The sequence below is a fragment of the Bacillus tianshenii genome, assembly GCA_020524525.2.
Taxonomy (GTDB): Bacteria; Bacillota; Bacilli; order Bacillales; family Bacillaceae_N; genus Bacillus_AV.
The window spans coordinates 3,789,358-3,808,283 of record CP129018.1 but is presented as its reverse complement, the minus strand read 5'-3'; the positions used below and the strand labels follow the sequence as shown (position 1 = coordinate 3,808,283).

The window sequence follows — 18,926 nt, the reverse complement described above, 5'->3', positions numbered from 1 at the left end:
TGCTCTTTTATCATGATTTTACATAAAGACACAAAACGATAACCCTTAACCCACAGCCTATCTATTAACCAATTTCCCTTTAATAGAAGAAAAATGATAAACTGACATTTGATGATTTAATTTTTGGAGGGAAGCGAAATGGATTTCACAAAATCTGAACAATTACACCAAGATGCATTAGATCATATTGTCGGCGGTGTTAACAGCCCGTCTCGTTCATTTAAAGCAGTCGGTGGCGGCGCCCCTGTATATATGGACCGTGCAAAAGGGGCTTATTTCTGGGATGTAGACGGTAATAAGTATATTGATTATTTAAGTGCGTATGGTCCGATTATCACAGGCCACGCACATCCTCATATTACAAAAGCGATTACAAAAGCTGCCGAGAATGGCACACTTTACGGAACACCTACTGCACTTGAAAATAAATTTGCAAAAATGCTAAAAGAAGCGATGCCTGCAATGGATAAAGTACGCTTTGTGAACTCTGGTACTGAAGCAGTAATGACAACAATCCGTGTCGCCCGAGCATTTACAGGCCGTGATAAAATCATTAAGTTTGCTGGCTGCTACCACGGTCATTCCGATCTTGTTCTCGTTGCAGCAGGCTCAGGACCTTCCACGCTTGGTAACCCCGACTCAGCAGGCGTTCCAAAAAGCATTGCACAAGAAGTAATTACAGTGCCATTTAATGACCCAGAGGCATTTGCAGAAGCAATTCAAAAATGGGGCGACCAAACAGCAGCTGTACTTGTAGAACCAATTGTCGGCAACTTTGGAATTGTTGAACCGAAAGAAGGCTTCTTAGAAAAAGTGAACGAACTCACCCATGAAGCTGGAGCACTCGTCGTCTACGATGAAGTGATTACAGCATTCCGCTTCATGTACGGCGGTGCACAAAATCTACTTAACATCGAGCCAGACTTAACTGCGCTTGGAAAAATTATTGGTGGCGGCCTCCCAATCGGCGCTTATGGTGGCAAAAAAGAAATTATGGAACAAGTTTCACCACTCGGGCCAGCTTACCAAGCAGGGACAATGGCAGGAAACCCCGCATCAATGGCAGCAGGAATCGCTTGCTTAGAAGTATTGCAAGCTGAAGGAGTCTATGAAGAATTAGATCGACTCGGCGCAATATTAGAGGAAGGAATTGTAAGTAGTGCAAAAACATACAACATGCCAATTACAGTAAACCGTCTTAAAGGGGCACTTACTCTATACTTTACAGAAGAGAAAATTACAAATTACGAACAAGCCCAAAATACCGATGGTGAAATGTTTGCTAAATTCTTTAAGCTCATGCTTCAGCAAGGGATCAACCTAGCACCTTCTAAATACGAAGCTTGGTTCCTTACAACCGCACATACAGAGGATGATATTAAGCGTACAATTGAAGCAGTTGGCCATGTATTTAAATCCATGCACAATGCATAAATATACAAAAACTAATGAGAGTAGGTAAAGCAAATATACCTACTCTCATTTATATTCTTATTGAAAACGTTTTCAGACAAGGTTTCCACTTGAAAGGTAAATTATTCTAAAATTCTAAATAATGAATGCTATATCCAAAAAAATGAATAAATAATTGCTTTTATTTGTATTCCATGCTATTATTAAAAATACAATTCTGAAAATTGTGTTTTCCTGAACATTTTATCCTCTCTTAAAATTCGCAATCTGCTTTTTCCTCAAACATAAAGAAATTATCCAACAGGAGGTGAAGGTCGTTTTAACGGCCGATAAGATGAAAAAAGATTGGAGTCCAGCATCATTTAAGGATTTTAGACATGTTGAGTACGATTCGTGTGGTATTGTTTCAAGCATTGAAAAGCGCCAAGTTCCAACAAAGAAAAATATCGACACATGTATCAATGCGCTTGTGACGATGAATCACCGTGCAGGTTTTATTAATGGTGAAGGCGATGGTGTAGGTATTCACATTGATATTCCACGTGCACTTTGGAGAGAAAAACTAGCGAAAGAAGATATAGATGCGTCCCTTGTGGATCGCAAAGATTTTACAGTTGGGCACTTCTTCCTTAACAAGCTAAGTGATTCTGAAGTAAATAAGATGAAAGACGAAATGAAACATCTTTTCGTTCAATACGGCCTTAAGTTAATCTTCGAAACTGACAAAGTTACAAATTCAGATGCACTGGGACCGATTGCAAAAGGGGAAGAGCCTATTTTCTGGCAAGTCGCATTTACAGCGAATGTTGAAGAGAATGAACTAGCGAAAGCATTATTTGAATTAACAATTGACATTGAGAAGAATACAGCTGTACATGTTGCGTCATTAAGCAATCACCATGCCGTTTATAAAGTAATGGGCGCAGGTGACATTTTACCGAAGTTCTATGAAGACCTTGCAAACCCAAAGGTTGCTTCGACGATGACACTCGGACATAATCGTTATTCAACAAATACATTATCTAATTTCTTCCGCGTTCAGCCATTTAGTGTGCTTGGACATAACGGGGAAATTAACACGATTTCAAAGCTTCGTGATGAAGCAGAAATGCTTGATGTTCCATTAACTGAAGGCGGTAGTGACTCTCAAGACTTGGATCGTACGATTAATACATTCATTTCACGAGATGGCTATTCTCTATTTGAAGCATTGGATATCTTATTCCCGCCTATCGTGAACGAAATTAAATCTTATCCGAAGCATTTGCAAGATTTATATACTTATATTCGTGAAGCTTGGGGACATTTTGCACAAGGTCCTGCAGGGATTATTTCTCGCTTCGGAGACGAAGCTGTTTTCAGTGTGGACGCACTTGGTTTGCGCCCTGTTTGGAAGCTTGAAACAGAATCATCTTATATCTTTTCTTCTGAACCTGGTATCCTTCCTTCAAGCGAATATACTGGTGAACCAAAACCATTCGCTCCAGGTGAAAAGGTTGGCTTGAAATGGAAAGAAGATGGCACGATTCAAGTGTATGACCATAATGAGTATCAAGAAGAAGTTTTCAACCGTATGAGTGAGCGTTTGTTCATCAAAGATAGCCGTAAGCGTCTAACGCCTCCTTCTTACTCTGAAAACATTGTGGCAGAGGCAGTTTCAAACGTTCATAACGGTCAATATGCAGCGTTCGGCTGGGACCGCGAGCATATTCAGCTTGTCGAGCAAATGGCCGAAAAAGGCGCAGAGCCAATTCGTTCACTTGGTCATGACGCTCCACTTGCAGCGATTGATACTGGCCGACGAAACATTGCTGACTTCATTAAAGAAAGTGTTGCCGTTGTTACAAACCCTGCAATTGACCGAGATCGTGAAGCAGAACACTTCTCAACTCGTACGGTGCTTGGAAAACGTCCATCACTCTTTGAAAGTGACAATACCCATCGTGTGCTTGAGTTAAACTCCCCTATCTTGATCGAGGGGCAAGCAGGCGTCAAACTTGCAAAGAAATTAGAGCAACCATCTTATAATCAATTAATCCAAGGTCTTCAACAAGACGGGCTTGTTCATCTGCTCTCTGTTACGTTCCGCGAAGATGAAACCGTTGCAGAAGCACTAAAACGCCTTGTAAATGAAGCAGAGCAAGCAATTGATAACGGTGCTGCTACCATCGTTTTAGATGATGCAAAAGCACATCAAAATGGTGAGCTATGGCTTGATCCAACCCTAGTTACATCTGCGATCGACCAAGGTTTAGTAGCAAAGAACAAGCGTCGTGACTGTGCACTTGTCGTGCGTTCAGGTGCTCTTCGCACATTGCATGATATTATCGTTACATTCGGCCTTGGTGCTGATGCAGTTAGCCCTTATATTATGTTTACAACAGTTAGCGAAGCAGATAACCTAGAACCCGTTGATAACTTATTCAATGCTTTAAACAAAGGTTTAGAAAAAGTTATCTCAACAATCGGTATTCATGAGTTACGTGGTTATGACCGTCTATTCTCTGCAATCGGTCTGAATGAAGAAATCTCTGATGTTCTTAATATCGTAAACTTCCTAGGTTCAAAAGAAGTAGGCTATAACTTTGACTATTTAAAAGAAGATAGCCAAAAACGCGCTGAAGACTTCACAAATGAAAAAGCACGTGCAGGTAAAACATTCCATGTTCTGCCTCGTATTTGGAAGTCAATTGGTGATACAGCACGCACTGGTGAATATGATGCTTACCGTGAAAAAATCGGTGGAGTTGAAGAAAAGAACCCATCAACAATTCGTCATTTAACAGGGTTAAGAACATCCGATAATCCAATTACAGGGGAAACTGTTAACATCGGTGTTAACGAACATGATTTACCATTTATTATCAGTTCAATGTCTTTCGGTTCTCAAAACGAAACTGCCTTCCGCTCTTATGCTGAAGCTGCTGAGCGTCTGAACATGATCAGCTTGAATGGTGAGGGTGGCGAAATCAAAGACATGCTTGGCAAGTACCCGAAAACACGCGGTCAGCAAATCGCATCTGGTCGTTTCGGTGTTAATGCAGAGCTGTTAAACTCTTCTAACCTTTTAGAAATTAAAATTGGTCAAGGTGCAAAGCCAGGTGAAGGTGGTCACTTACCAGGTTCAAAGGTTACAGCAAAAATTGCTGAAGCTCGTAATGCAACAATTGGTTCTGACTTAATTTCACCTTCAAATAACCATGATATCTATTCAATTGAAGACCTTGAGCAAATGATTTCTGAGCTGAAAACAGCAAATGACCAAGCAAAAGTTATCGTCAAAGTTCCGATCGTACCGAATATTGGTACAATCGCAGTCGGTATCGCAAAAGCTGGCGCTGATATGATTAACTTAAGTGGTTTCGACGGCGGTACAGGGGCTGCACGTGTTCATGCCCTACAAAACGTAGGCTTGCCAGTTGAAATCGGCGTTAAAGCTGCTCATAATGCACTACTTGAAGCAGGCTTACGCGACCGAGTTGAACTGTGGGCTGACGGTGGTCTTAAGAGTGCGCTTGATGTTCTTAAGGTTATGCTTCTCGGTGCAAACCGTGTCGGCTTCGGTACATTATCAATGATTGCAGTCGGCTGTACAACATGCCGCGGCTGTCACCTTGATACTTGTCACGTTGGGATTGCGACACAAATCGAATCAGAAGCACAAGCAAAAGAACATGGCTTACGTCGCTTCGTACCACGTCAATACGCTCCATCAGTTGAAGGCTTAATGAACCTATTCACTGCTTTTGGAACTGAATTAAAAGCACTTGTAGGTTCACTAGGATACGACAATCTACAAGAGGTTGTCGGTCGCTCAGACCTGCTAGAGCAAACGCGCGGTTTCGAACAAATGGATTTATCAAACTTAATCGAAGCGCTTGAAGTGAAGCAACTTGCAAAACAAGAAGTTGCCGCTACAACAGCTGAGAAAGAGCTAGCTGTTGCCGTAGCAGCAGGTGCTGAATATTTAGACTATGAGGTAGCTGAGTTAAATAAATCGCGTGAGTTTGTCGGCGTTACTTCCGAACAGCGTGTTCTCGGCGGACGTGTATCATGCCACCGTGTACGCGGAAAGCTGGACGGCTCATACCGTAAATTGCCTAGCCTATCATTAAAATACCTTGAAGGTTCAATTCCTGGTAACGGCCTTGGCGCTTATAACACAGAAGGCATTGATATTAATGTTGTCGGCGGCGCCCAAGACGGAATCGGAAAAACTGCTTTTGGTGGGGGCATCTTTATCTTCAAAGCTAAAGGTAAAAACGGCCAATCCTACAACGGCTCTGTTGGTAAAGGATTCGGCTATGGTGCACAAAAAGGCTCGCTATTCATCCAAGGGAATGCAGACTCTCGTGCAGGTATCCGTCTATCAGGCGCAGATATCCTTATCGGTGGACGCATTACAAAGCCGCTTCCAAACGGTGCCCACGGAAACATCGGTGTAAATGCAAATGTAAAAGGCTTTGCCTTTGAGTACATGACAAACGGCCGCGGTGTTGTACTTGGTGATATCGGTCCATGGGCTTGCGCTGGTATGACTGGTGGCGTCGTCTATGTTCGTCATCAACCTGAAATGGGCTTAACAAAAGAAGCTCTTCAACGTCGTATTGCAAAAGGCGCAAAAGTAACAATTGAATCATTAAACAAACAAGGCATTAATGACTTAAACGAAATGCTTACAAATTACATTGCTTCTTTGGAAAAATATGATCAACATGAAGAGGCAGCTATTGTGAAAGGCCTGCTTGATGATTTAGAGAATAACTTCCTCCAAATCATTCCTGAGAAAGAACAAGCAGATCCATCTATCGCAACAGAATAACTTAAATCAAGGCAGCCACTTGTATATTCAGGTGGCTGCCTTATTTTTCAGCAAAAAGAACTTGATTGATTAATAGAAACAATGTATATTACCTTCTAGTATTAATAAAGTTTTATAAAAACATGGTATCTACATTCTACAAATGAAAGGAATTAAAACAACTCTTATGAAACTTGGTGCACGTATTTTAAAGACGGGCATTGCCATTACCCTTGCGATTTATGCAGCAGTCTTACTGGGAATCCCTTCCCCTGCCTTTGCTGGAATTGCGGCAGTCTTTGCAATTCAGCCATCTATCTATCGCACATACCAAACAATGCTTGAGCAAATTCAAGCAAATATTATTGGAGCGTTCTTCGCAATTATTATTGGACTTACAATTGGCAGTGATCCGCTTATCATTGGGTTAACCGCGATTATTGTAATTGCTATCAACCTGCAATTAAAGATTGAATCAACGATCCCAATTGCGCTCGTAACCGTAATCGCGATTATGGAAAGTCCAAGTGACCAATTCATTCAATTTGCCTTAACCCGCTTTGGCTCTGTTATGTTGGGGGTTGGAGCATCATTTCTCGTTAACTTAATCTTTATCCCACCGAAGTACGAAACCAAGCTGTATTATAAAATCCTTGATAATACGAAAGACATTATCCAATGGATTCGAATTAGTTCTCGTCACGCCTCAGAATACACGGTGATTAAAGACGAACTTGTTCGGTTAAAAGAAGGCTTAATGAAACTTGATAACTTATATCTATTGTATAAAGAAGAGCGCGTTTATTCTCGTAAGAAGATCTTCGCAAAAGGACGGAAGCTTGTTCTATTCCGTCAAATGCTTTTAACAACAAACCGTGCACTTGAAATACTAAGAAAATTGCATCGCCATGAAAATGAATGGCATCAGCTATCAGAACCAATGCAACATCTTATTAAAGAAGGTCTTGATTCATTACTCGCCTACCACGAGCAAATGATTTTCAAATATGCTGGAAAAATTCGTTCCCAAGCGTCATCCGAAGCAATGGAAGACAGTACACAGTACAAGAAACAACTAACCAACGAATATATGAAGCTCTATACAGAAAATAACCAAAGCGATGAACAACTGCTTACAACCTTCTCATTAGTCGCTGGAATTATTGACTATTACGACCAACTAAAGCACTTAGATAAATTAATCGACAGCTTCCAAACCTACCATAAAGCAGAGAATGAAGTTAAAATACAAGACAAACCTGAAGAACACTAGAAAAGCGGAGAAAGGCGGTTAGGCTGTCCGATTGCTGGAGCCTTTACACATAGAGGCGCTCTTTTTTGCCTCGGAGTGGAAAAGCAAAGCAACTCGCGCAGCCTGCCTTTCGCAGCTAGACATCTAGAAAAGCGGAGGCGAATCGCTCGCCAATCTAAAAAGCCCTTCACAATAAATGTGAAGGGCTTCTCTATTTCCAAAATAAAATGAGGGTAATCTCCCCTCATTCAACATACTGCTATTAGCTTTTCATACGTGGATCTAAGGCATCTCGTAAGCCATCACCCATTAGGTTAAAGCCTAATACTGTTAACATAATTGCAAGACCTGGGAACACCATTGTCCATGGTGCATCTGTTAAATATTGTTTCGAGTCAGCAAGCATTTTCCCCCACTCAGCTGCTGGTGGCTGTGCACCTAAACCTAAGAACCCAAGTGCAGCACACTCAATGATTGCAGTTGCAATCGCAAGTGTTCCTTGTACAATAATTGGCGCCATGCTATTCGGCAGAATATGATTAAAGAGAATGCGAGAATCACTCATTCCGATCGCTTTTGCTGACATAATGTATTCTTCTTGCTTTACACTTAACACCTTCGAACGGATAAGACGTCCAAAGTTCGGCACGTTAATAACCGCAATCGCGATAAGAGCATTTCTTAGAGACGGTCCTAACACTGAAACGATTGCAATGGCTAATAGAATACTTGGGAACGCAAGCATAATATCAAATACACGTGAAATCAGTGTATCAACCCATTTACCATAATAACCTGCAATAATTCCTAACGCACACCCTACTACAATGGAACCTAATACGGCGAAGAAGCCGACCCATAGAGAGATGCGCGCCCCATACATAATACGTGATAGGATATCCCGACCGAAGTCATCTGTCCCGAGCCAATGAGCTGATGATGGAGCCTGCAAACGGTCTCCAAGCACTTGGTCGTTGACACCAGCAGGAGCCAGGATTGGAGCGGCTACTGCGATAACAATAAAGAATAAAACGATAAAGCTTCCAACTAACGCGAGCTTGTTTTTCCTGAAACTGTTCCAGGCTTCACGCCAAGGAGAAATGACTTTATCCTCTTCAGCGATTTCAATCGGCTGTTCATTTCGAGCTAACTCAGCCATCTATTCTCCCTCCCTTTCACAGAACAATCATTAATTGTATTTAATACGCGGATCGACTGCTGCATACAGAAGATCGACAACTAGATTAATTAATACGAAGATCGTCGCCACAATAAGAATACCTGACTGAATTACCGGATAGTCACGATATCCAATTGCATCATAGATGTAACGACCAATACCAGGCCAACCGAAAATTGTTTCTGTTAAAATGGCTCCACCAAGAAGAAGGCCCATTTGTAGACCGATAACTGTTAAAACAGGGATAACTGCATTTTTCAAAGAGTGCTTATAAACAACCCAGAACATGCTCATTCCTTTTGCACGAGCTGTACGGATATAATCAGAACGCATTACTTCAAGCATGCTAGAACGCGTGATACGTGCGATAATTGCCATCGGAATCGTACCAAGCGCAATTCCAGGAAGAATTAAGTGCTGAAATACTTCTTTAAATTGACCTACATTCCCATTTATGAGCGTATCGACAAGATAAAAATGTGTGACTGCATTGACTGGGTTACGAACAGATTCGCGTCCTGTCGATGGTAGCCAGTCAAGCTCAATTGCAAAGATCCATTGCTCCATTAGACCAAGCCAGAAAATTGGCATTGAAACACCTACTAATGCAAATACCATTGCCCCATAGTCAAACCATGAGTTCTGGAACCAAGCACTAATAATACCTGCATTCACACCAACAAAAATAGCTATTGCCATCGCAATAATGGAAAGCTCAATTGTTGCTGCTAGATACGGCCAAATTTCCTCACTAATTGGTGAGTTCGTTCGGATGGAATCTCCTAGATTTCCAGTTAAAAGTCCTTTTACATATTCGACATATTGGATATACCATGGTTGATCGAGGCCGAGCTTCTGATTCAAGGCCGCAACTGCTTCTTTTGTAGCCTGTTGCCCAAGAATCACCTGTGCAGGGTCGCCCGGGATGGCACGGATAAGGAAGAAAACAATTAAGGACATCCCAATAAGTACGGGGATAAGCATAAGAAGCCTTCGAATTGTATATGCAAACATGCTGAAACACCTCTGTTTCTGCTTATAATTTTCATAGTAAAGGGGAGTGCAGCACTCCCCCACTTTTCAAAATATCAAAATTATTTTAAGTCAACCTTCGTTAACTTGTCTGTTCCTGTTGGATGTGGAACAAAACCTTCTACATTTGACTTACCTGCTAGTAAAGGTGTTGAATGTACAATCGGTACCCAAGGAGCGTCCTCATGGATAATCTCTTGAGCTTTCTTATACAATTCTTTACGCTTTTCAGGGTCAGGATTAGATTGTGCTTCAATTAATACATCATGTAATTCGTCACTGCTGTAGTATGAATAGTTGTTGCTTCCAATAGCATCTTTATCAAGTAATGCGTATAAGAAGTTATCAGCATCACCATTGTCACCTGTCCAACCAAGTAAGAATGCATCAGCTTCACCATTACGAGCTTTTTCTAGGTATGTTGCCCACTCGTAAGATACGATTTCAGCTTCTACACCAATTTGTGCAAAGCTTGCTTGCATAACTTCTGCAGTTTTACGTCCGTCTGGCATATATGGACGTGGAACTGGCATTGCCCATAGCTCCATCTTGAAGCCATCAGGATAGCCTGCTTCAGCAAGAAGGCTCTTGGCTTTATCTAAGTCATACTCATATGGCTCGATTTCATCGTTATACCCTTGGATTGAAGGTGGCATTGGGTTTTTCGCTGGTTCAGCAAGACCTGAATAGAATGCATCAATGATACCTTGCTTATCAACAGCGTGGTTCAATGCTTGACGAACTTTCTTGTTCGCTAACGGTGAATTCGGATCTTTCATTGTAAGACCTAGGTACCCAACGTTCATTGAAGGACGAAGGAACTCTTGTAGGTCTTCATTTGACTTAATTGTTTCATTGTCACTAGGATTTAGTCCATCAACAATGTCTACTTCGCCTGTTACAAGTGCATTAAGACGTGCTGAGTTATCTGGGATTGCTTGATAGATTACACGGTCAAGCTTTGGATATCCATCCATCCAATATTCTTCATTCTTTTCAACAATAATACGGTCATTACGTTTCCACTCAACAAACTTGAATGGCCCAGTACCTACTGGATTTTCAGTAAACTTATCGCCATCTTTTTCAAATGCAGTTGGGCTTGCAATTCCAAATGGAACCATTGCAAGGTTTTTCAAGAATGGTGCTTGTGGGCGCTTCAATGTGAATTCAACTGTTGTTGGATCAACTGCTTTCACATCTTGAATAACATGACCTTCGTCACCTTTGAAGCCACCAAACATTGAAACATAGTACGGGAACTTTTCAGCTGAACCATTCATCCAGCGTTCGAAGTTTGCAACAACAGCATCTGCATTGAAATCAGTGCCGTCATGGAATTTAACGCCTTCACGTAGTGTAAGCGTATACTTAAGACCATCTTCAGAAACCTTCCATTCAGTTGCTAGACCAGGCTGAATAGTTGTATCCTGCTCACCATAATCAATCAGTGTGTCAAAAATTTGTTTTGTAACCTTGAAAGACTCACCATCAGTTACTGTAATTGGATCAAGTCCAACCGAGTCGCCACCACGACCAAAAACAAGTACTTTTTCTCCACCTGATGCTTCTTCGTTATCTTTGTTTTCAGCAGGTTCTTGGCTTTCTCCTCCAGATTCTTTCGAGGAACAGCCGACAAGTGCTACTGAAAGAAGTAGCATCATGACAAACGAAATCAATAAACCCCTTTTCTTCATACTTCCCCTCCTAAATATTAGGTATTTATGCTTATGTTATTTGCCGCCTTCATCGTTATAAAGGTGACAAGCAACATAGTGCCCATCTTCAAGTTCTCGAAATTCCGGTCGTTCTGTTTTACAAATATCCATGCATTGGCTGCAACGGGTATGGAATGCACACCCTTGCGGCGGATTCGCTGGACTCGGAATATCGCCAGTTAAATACTCTCTTTCTTGTTGATACTCAGGGTCAGGAATTGGTACAGCTGATAATAATGCTTGTGTATATGGATGCATCGGCTTACTGTACAAATCTTCACTGTCGGCCAACTCTACCATTCTACCAAGGTACATAACAGCCACCCTGTCACTAATATGTCTCACTACCCCTAAATCATGGGCGATGAAAATATATGTAAGGTTAAATTCCTTCTGTAAATCCTCTAGCAAATTCAACACCTGTGACTGGATCGACACATCAAGTGCTGACACAGGCTCATCTGCGATAATTAATTTTGGACGTGTCATTAATGCGCGAGCAATTCCAACACGTTGACGCTGACCACCACTAAATTGGTGCGGGTAACGCTTTGCATGATAACTGCTCAATCCAACTACTTCTAATAACTCACGTACCTTTTTCTTTCGTTCCTTCGCATTTCCCATGCCGTGAACGATAAGCGGTTCTTCTAAAATGCGTTCAACTGTGTGACGCGGATTAAGCGATGCAAACGGATCTTGGAAGACCATTTGCATTTCACGTCTCATCTTGCGCATTTCGGAAGACGAAAGGTCTGTTATTTCTTGATTATCAAAGGAAATAGAACCTTCAGTTGGCTCAAGCAACCGAAGCAACAAGCGTCCTGTTGTTGACTTTCCACAGCCTGACTCTCCAACTATCCCAAGTGTTTCTCCCTTATTAACGGTGAAAGAAAGCCCGTCAACAGCTTTAACTTGTCCTATTTGACGTTGAAGGACGCCACCTGTAATCGGAAAATGCTTCTTAAGATTATCAACTTTCAATAATACTTCACTCATGAACTCACACCTTCCTGCTGTTCCTCATGCAGGAAACAACGAACTCGATGTCCATCACTGACTGTATATAGGTCAGGCGTTTCCTCATAACAACGGTCAAACGCATGCTGACAACGTGCAGCAAAGCGGCAACCTTTCTTAATGGATCCCGGCTTCGGGACATTTCCGGGAATGGAATAGAGACGCTCCGTTTTCGCTCTCATATCTGGCACAGATTTTATCAACCCAACCGTATATGGATGCTTCGGATCCTTAAAGATTGTATTCACGTCAGCCTCTTCCACAACTTTACCTGAATACATCACGACGATACGTTGACATACCTCTGCTACAACTCCAAGGTCATGGGTAATCATCATAATCGCTGTGTTCAAATCATTATTTAAACGTTTCATTAAATCTAGGATTTGTGCTTGAATGGTTACATCCAAGGCAGTTGTCGGCTCATCTGCAATCAACACTTTCGGGTCACAAACCATCGCCATGGCAATCATGACACGCTGGCGCATCCCCCCCTGAAAGCTGATGCGGATATTCATCAATTAGGGCTTCTACACGTGGCAGGCCTACTAACTTTAGCATTTCAATTGCTCGTTCACGTGCCTTCTTCTTGTTCCACTTATTATGTAAACGAATTGCCTCAACTAATTGATCCCCAATGGTGAACACCGGATTCAATGACGTCATCGGCTCTTGGAAAATCATCGCTATATCATTACCACGAATTTGACGCATTCTTTTTTCCGTCGCCTTCGTTAAATCCTCGCCTTTAAATAAAATCTCTCCGCCTACAATCTTCCCAGGCGGGCTAGGTACAAGGCCCATTACGGATAAGGAAGTTACACTCTTCCCACACCCAGATTCTCCTACAATTCCAAGTATTTCACCTTTGTTGATGTGAAAATCGACCTCATCAACGGCTGGGACTTCTCCATCATCTGTAAAAAATGTAGTACGTAACCCTTTTACATCTAAAACTGGACTTTCACTCACAAACTCTCATCCTCTCAACCTATCAACCAACCAGTTGTCAATGGATAATTTATGTCGTTTTTTGTAATCTTTTTTTATTATGCCATTAACAAAAATGTTTTACAATATAAAATTTTAAGAAAATTCTTTTTCAACATAATTTTCTCTCGATTAACACGAAAAAACGAATGTTCCAGATAGCTCTTTAGCACTTAAAAGTAGTAAACAAAATATTAATTGTACATATTTTTCAATTATTTTACTTTTATAAAATAATAAAAAAACACCCTAAATACTCGGGTGTTCTGCATTTATTTTCCTACTGGATCTTCTAACTGTTGTACACGGAATAAATCGTAATAGCCGCCACGTTTCAGCATTAGCTCTTCATGTGTTCCAACTTCTTTTATTTGACCATCCTGCATAAGAACAATGCGATCTGCGTGGGTAATTGTAGCCAGACGATGCGCCACAACAAATGTCGTTCGTTCTTTCGCAAGGTGTTCAAGCGCTTCTTGAATCAGGTGTTCACTTTCTAAGTCAAGAGCAGAAGTCGCTTCATCCAAAATAAGAACAGGAGGATTCTTCAAAAAGACACGTGCAATTGCAACACGCTGTTTCTGACCACCTGAAAGCTTAACCCCCCGCTCACCAACCTTTGTATCGTAGCCTTCGGGAAGATTCATGATGAAGTCATGTGCATTTGCCGCTTTCGCTGCTTGCACAACCTCTTCATCTGTCGCTTCCGGATTTCCCATTAAGATATTCATTTTTACAGATTCACTAAATAAAATATTGTCCTGCAATACCATGCCTATCTTATCTCGAAGGGAACGTGCTTTGTAATCACGAATATCTGTCCCATCCAGCAAAATCCTTCCGTCTGTTACATCATAAAAGCGAGGAATCAGACTAATAAGCGTTGACTTTCCTCCGCCACTCATCCCGACGAAAGCAATTGTTTCTCCTTGTTCAACCTGCAAGTTCAGGTCATGCAGCACAGGAGATTCATTGTCGTTATATTTGAAAGACACATGGTTGAAGTTAAAATGTCCTTGTACATCCTTTAATTCTTTTGCATCTGCTTTGTCGACAATGTCGTATTTTTCATCCATAAATTCAAACACACGATCCATCGAAGCGATCGCCTGGGTTAATGTTGTCGATGAATTCACAAGACGACGTAATGGATTATAGAGACGATCCATATACGTCACAAAAGCTAGCATTGACCCGACAGACAGTGACCCCCTGCAACACCTCATACGCCGCAAATGCAATAACGATTAATGGGGCAATATCCGTAATTGTATTGACGACTGCGAATGTTTTCGCATTCCAGCTCGTATGCTCCAGCGCTCTATCAAGGAAGTTGCGGTTTTGCTTTGTAAATTGCCTTTGCTCATATTCCTCCAACGCAAAGCTTCTCGTAACCGGCACACCTTGCACACGTTCATGCAAGTGACCTTGCACTTGTGCTAATGATTGAGATCGTCTACGAGTGAGTGCCCGAAGCTTCCCATAAAAATACTTAACTGAAAATCCGTAAAGAGGAAACAAAATAATCGATGCAATCGTTAATTTCACATCAAGTGTCATCATAATGGCAATGGCAATAAAAATTGTCGCAGTATCAAGCCAAATATTCATCAAACCAGTAATAACGAAGGATTTCGTCTGTTCGACATCATGAATCACTCGCGAAATAATTTCTCCGACCTTCGTGTTGGCATAATATTTCAAACTCAGCTTTTGAATATGGTCGAAGAGTTGTTCTCTTATATCATAGAGAATTTTATTTCCTGTCCACTGAGCATAGTATTGTCGAAAGTATTCAACAGGAGGACGTACAATTAAAAAGACGACAAACGCGCCGCCCATAATGACATATAGCTTGTTCATTTTTTCATCAAACGTCAGCCCTGAACCGTTAATAATATCATCCACTACATATTTCAAAATTAACGGCATTAAAAGCGGGATCCCAAACTTAATTAAACCAATAAACACAGTTACAATAATTTGTTTGCGATAAGGCCGCACAAACTGCATATATCGCTTTGTACTGCTCAGAAGTCATCACCTGCCTTTCTTCTCTCTAAAAGAAAATAAAACCTGTAGGCTACAGGCTTTATCTTAACTTCGAAATGTTAAAAAATATTCATACCAGTCATCAACAAACCCGGGCGCAAAAGGCCCTTTCCGTTGATGAATCCAGTGAATCAATGTTTGCATGTTTCGTTGAAGGATCTCATCAATTGCTTCTGGATAATCCATTTCTTCTTTATGAAGAGCATATTCATCTTCATCTAAGATGATGTATGTCATATCCGGAAAAACCTTCACATCCAAATCATAATCAATATACTTTAACATACCTTCATCCCATGTAAAAGGTGAGCTTAAATTGCAGTAATAATAAATACCATCCTGCCTCAGCATGCCAATTACATTAAACCAACATTCCGCGTGAAAATAGCAAATCGCCGGCTCACGCGTAATCCAACTTCTTCCGTCCGATTCCTTTACTTCTGTCTTATCGTTCCCTCCTATTGCAATTTGTGAAGTACCTTTTAGTATGGTTGTTTCCTTCCAGACGCGGTGAAGTGAACCGCTATGCTTATAGCTTTGAATCTCGATTGTCTTTCCCGAATTAGGGACATTCATCAATATCTCCCTTCCTATACCTACAAAGGCGTGCCAATTCCATTTTCTTATTATTATAACGGTTCCATGTACTTTTTAAAACAAAACTGCATAATCTCAGTAGATTCGTCTATTTTTTTAATACTGACCTCTCTCAATTTCCATTTTTTAAGCGAAATCCTTGTTTTCCTACATAAGTCATGTATAATTAAAGCATAATCACATATCGATCCATCTTCGGGGCAGGGTGAAAATCCCGACCGGCGGTGATGAAACAATTGTTTCAAAGTCCGTGACCCGACTGCATAGCTTGCAGGCGGTGGACCTGGTGAGAATCCGGGACCGACAGTATAGTCTGGATGGGAGAAGATGGCGGCGTTCACAGTAGGGTTCTTTAGACCCTTTAGTTTGTCGTACATTCATAATCCCTTAGTCCCTTATAGGCTAAGGTTTTTTATTTGTACACATGTTGAGCGCCTGCTCATTCTACCGGATGGAACCGATAAATATCTGGAGAAAAAAGGGGTATGTAGAATGAGTACTAACCGTATGTCTACACGTAAGCTTGTATCACTTTCATTACTGGGAAGCCTTTCGTTTGTTTTGATGCTTCTCAACTTTCCGATTCCAGGGCTTCCACCATATTTGAAGCTCGACTTTAGCGAGATTCCTGCACTAATTGCAGCAATTATTTTCAGCCCACTTGCAGGCATTATTGTTGAAGGCTTAAAGAATTTACTTTACTACATGGCATATGGAAGTGGTGTTCCTGTCGGTGAAGTAGCCAACTTTATTTCAGGCGTTCTGTTCATTGTTCCAGTCAGCTTCATCTATCACCAACTGAAGACGAAACGCTCACTTATCGGTGGATGTTTAGTCGGAACAGCAAGCATGACGGTTTTAATGGGCGTATTAAATTACTACCTACTGTTACCTGCTTACACTTGGTTCTTAGGATATGAAGCGATGAGTGCAGAAGTTAAATTTGCAGCTGTTACAGCAGGGATTATGCCATTTAACGTCATTAAAGGAATTGCAATTATGGCATTATTTATGCCTCTCTATATGAAATTGAAGCCTTGGATTGAAAAACAACAAAATTCCCTTGCAGCATAGAATAAATTGAAAAACGCGCCTTTCTATAATTAGAAAAGGCGCGTTTTTATGTGTTATTGTTGTTGGTTCTGAGCTTGTGTAGAAGCTTGTCGCTTACGTTGCTCAGATTGAGCGTTTTGTTGTTTAACGTGTTGTACGTCAGTTTGAGTGCTCATACCATATTGCTGCTGTTGCTGTTGTTGAGCAGCTTGTTGTTGAGCTTGTGCAGATTGAGCGTTTTGTTGTTTAACATGCTGCACGTTTGTACCAGAAGTCGTTTGGTTTGGCTGTTGTTGATTGTTTTGAGCCATGATTATCACCTCCGCGTCTATAATGTAACCCCGCATTCACGTTCTTATCCAACAATATCAAAATACATAATTTTACCATTTGGATAGGAGCATCTGCTTTCGAACAAAATACAAATAATGACGGTAATTAGGAGGGTTGAGAAAATGTATGTCGGCAGAGATATGACCGAATTATCAATGATATCAAAGAAAGACTGGAAGGATAGCGAACTGGAATATTTCCACCATGCACTGCAGCAAATTATGCCTTACTTAAATATGGAGGGTTCTACAATTCATCGAGAAATTATTGAAGAAATCGAAGCCCGTGGTGGATTAAAGCGACATGAAGCAACATGGACAAACGGAACACGTGTCACCTATGACTAAAAAAGCCGGACAAATACTGTCCGGTTTTTTAGTCATTTTAAAATATAATCAATTATTTTTTGATGTGATACAGGGAATGGATAGTCCCTTAGTTCTTCAGGTTGTACAAACATTAAGCCATCCGCTTCCTCTACTACCTCTGTTGTCTCGGCTTCATACACAGCTATATTCCAGACTATATGTGAAAAGACATGCTTAATGTTAAGAACATGTTGTTGTAATTCAACATCAATTCCATATTCATCTTTTATATAATCCTTTAATTGTTTTTCTTGTGTCAATTTACCGGACTTCATTTCATGATTAGGAAATTCCCAAAGGTTTGCAAGTAAACCTTTAGATGGACGTCGACGAACCAAAACCTTCCCTTCTTCATTTCGTAAAATGACAGCGGTCATAACCAACGGTTTTGGGGGCTTCTTTCGACTCTTAACAGGAAGCTGGTCTTCTACCCCTTCATGAAAAGCTCGGCAATGGGATTGGACTGGGCATAATAAACATGAGGGGGATTTCGGAGTACAAATTAAAGCACCAAGCTCCATTAAACCTTGATTAAAATCAGATGCATTCTCTGAGGCAATAATTTTACGCACAAGTTCTTCAAATTGCTTTCGCGTTTTTGGCTTCGCAATATCCTCCCACACTGAAAACACCCTGGAAAGTACACGCATCACATTTCCATCTACTGCCGGTTGAGGATTTCCATATGCAATGCTTAAGACAGCACCTTTTGTATACGGACCAACACCTTTTAGCTCACCGAACGCTTTCGGATCATTCGGAACATCGCCATTATATTTTTCATTTACCTCTTTCACAGCTGTATGAAGATTACGGGCACGGGAGTAATAGCCAAGCCCTTCCCATGCTTTTAGAACTTTTTCCTCTTCAGCTTCTGCCAGCGCTTCGATTGTTGGAAAAAGCTCGAGAAAGTTTTTAAAATACGGAATCACTGTATCAACACGTGTTTGCTGAAGCATGACTTCTGAAATCCAAACTTTATAGGGAGTTTGGTTATGACGCCATGGCAAATCACGTTGCTCTGCTTGAAACCAATCAATTAAATCATTTTGAAATTGCTTAATGTGAAAGTCACGAATCCACTGTTCTGTTGTCTTCTCGGTCACTTTGCTTCCTC

Annotated in this window: 12 protein-coding genes, 2 pseudogenes and 1 riboswitch; of the genes and pseudogenes, 5 read left to right on the top strand and 9 right to left on the bottom strand. The window is 41.1% G+C overall.

Annotation, left to right across the window (positions count from 1 at the left end):
• The first annotated feature begins 138 nt into the window (after window positions 1–138).
• From LC040_19275 to LC040_19265, 3 genes are all read left to right on the top strand, one after another.
• The gene (locus LC040_19275; GenBank protein ID WLR51272.1) at window positions 139–1,434 is read left to right on the top strand and encodes a glutamate-1-semialdehyde 2,1-aminomutase; all 1,296 of its coding nucleotides are present in this window, start codon (window positions 139–141) and stop codon (window positions 1,432–1,434) included.
• A 313-nt stretch (window positions 1,435–1,747) separates the two neighbouring features.
• Window positions 1,748–6,235: a glutamate synthase-related protein gene (locus tag LC040_19270; GenBank protein ID WLR51271.1), complete on the top strand. Its 4,488-nt coding sequence runs from the start codon at window positions 1,748–1,750 to the stop codon at window positions 6,233–6,235.
• A 166-nt stretch (window positions 6,236–6,401) separates the two neighbouring features.
• A complete protein-coding gene (locus LC040_19265) occupies window positions 6,402–7,487 on the top strand; it encodes an aromatic acid exporter family protein (GenBank protein ID WLR51270.1) in 1,086 nt (361 codons plus the stop codon).
• A gap of 241 nt (window positions 7,488–7,728) precedes the next feature.
• On the opposite strand, the gene LC040_19260 is transcribed toward LC040_19265, so the two are convergent.
• The 7 genes and pseudogenes from LC040_19260 to LC040_19230 form a co-directional block, all read right to left on the bottom strand.
• On the bottom strand, window positions 7,729–8,625 hold the full coding sequence (locus LC040_19260; protein ID WLR51269.1) for an ABC transporter permease: 897 nt from the start codon (window positions 8,623–8,625) through the stop codon (window positions 7,729–7,731).
• A 30-nt stretch (window positions 8,626–8,655) separates the two neighbouring features.
• Window positions 8,656–9,660 carry an ABC transporter permease gene (locus LC040_19255; GenBank protein ID WLR51268.1) on the bottom strand — a complete coding sequence of 335 codons (1,005 nt, stop codon included), beginning with the start codon at window positions 9,658–9,660 and terminating at the stop codon, window positions 8,656–8,658.
• A gap of 80 nt (window positions 9,661–9,740) precedes the next feature.
• Window positions 9,741–11,375, bottom strand: coding sequence for an ABC transporter substrate-binding protein (locus LC040_19250; protein WLR51267.1), 1,635 nt, complete (start codon window positions 11,373–11,375; stop codon window positions 9,741–9,743).
• A 36-nt stretch (window positions 11,376–11,411) separates the two neighbouring features.
• Window positions 11,412–12,395: a dipeptide ABC transporter ATP-binding protein gene (locus LC040_19245; GenBank protein WLR51266.1), complete on the bottom strand. Its 984-nt coding sequence runs from the start codon at window positions 12,393–12,395 to the stop codon at window positions 11,412–11,414.
• Window positions 12,392–13,388: pseudogene (locus LC040_19240) on the bottom strand (ABC transporter ATP-binding protein). Before LC040_19240 ends, LC040_19245 begins: the two are co-directional and overlap by 4 nt.
• A 290-nt stretch (window positions 13,389–13,678) precedes the next feature.
• Window positions 13,679–15,440: pseudogene (locus tag LC040_19235) on the bottom strand (ABC transporter ATP-binding protein).
• A gap of 63 nt (window positions 15,441–15,503) precedes the next feature.
• Window positions 15,504–16,034: a DUF402 domain-containing protein gene (locus LC040_19230; protein ID WLR51265.1), complete on the bottom strand. Its 531-nt coding sequence runs from the start codon at window positions 16,032–16,034 to the stop codon at window positions 15,504–15,506.
• Between the two features lie 208 nt (window positions 16,035–16,242).
• Window positions 16,243–16,388: riboswitch (FMN riboswitch) on the top strand.
• 174 nt (window positions 16,389–16,562) lie between these two features.
• On the opposite strand from LC040_19230, the gene LC040_19225 reads away from it, so the two are divergent.
• Window positions 16,563–17,129, top strand: coding sequence for an ECF transporter S component (locus LC040_19225; GenBank protein ID WLR53349.1), 567 nt, complete (start codon window positions 16,563–16,565; stop codon window positions 17,127–17,129).
• A 53-nt stretch (window positions 17,130–17,182) separates the two neighbouring features.
• On the opposite strand, the gene LC040_19220 is transcribed toward LC040_19225, so the two are convergent.
• Window positions 17,183–17,419, bottom strand: coding sequence for a gamma-type small acid-soluble spore protein (locus LC040_19220; protein ID WLR51264.1), 237 nt, complete (start codon window positions 17,417–17,419; stop codon window positions 17,183–17,185).
• A 144-nt stretch (window positions 17,420–17,563) separates the two neighbouring features.
• On the opposite strand from LC040_19220, the gene LC040_19215 reads away from it, so the two are divergent.
• Complete coding sequence (locus LC040_19215; GenBank protein ID WLR51263.1) at window positions 17,564–17,788, top strand: hypothetical protein; 225 nt, start codon at window positions 17,564–17,566, stop codon at window positions 17,786–17,788.
• A gap of 32 nt (window positions 17,789–17,820) precedes the next feature.
• Here the strand turns inward: LC040_19215 and mutY are convergent, their stop codons facing one another.
• A complete protein-coding gene (gene mutY / locus LC040_19210; GenBank protein ID WLR51262.1) occupies window positions 17,821–18,915 on the bottom strand; it encodes an A/G-specific adenine glycosylase in 1,095 nt (364 codons plus the stop codon).
• Window positions 18,916–18,926 lie beyond the last annotated feature (11 nt).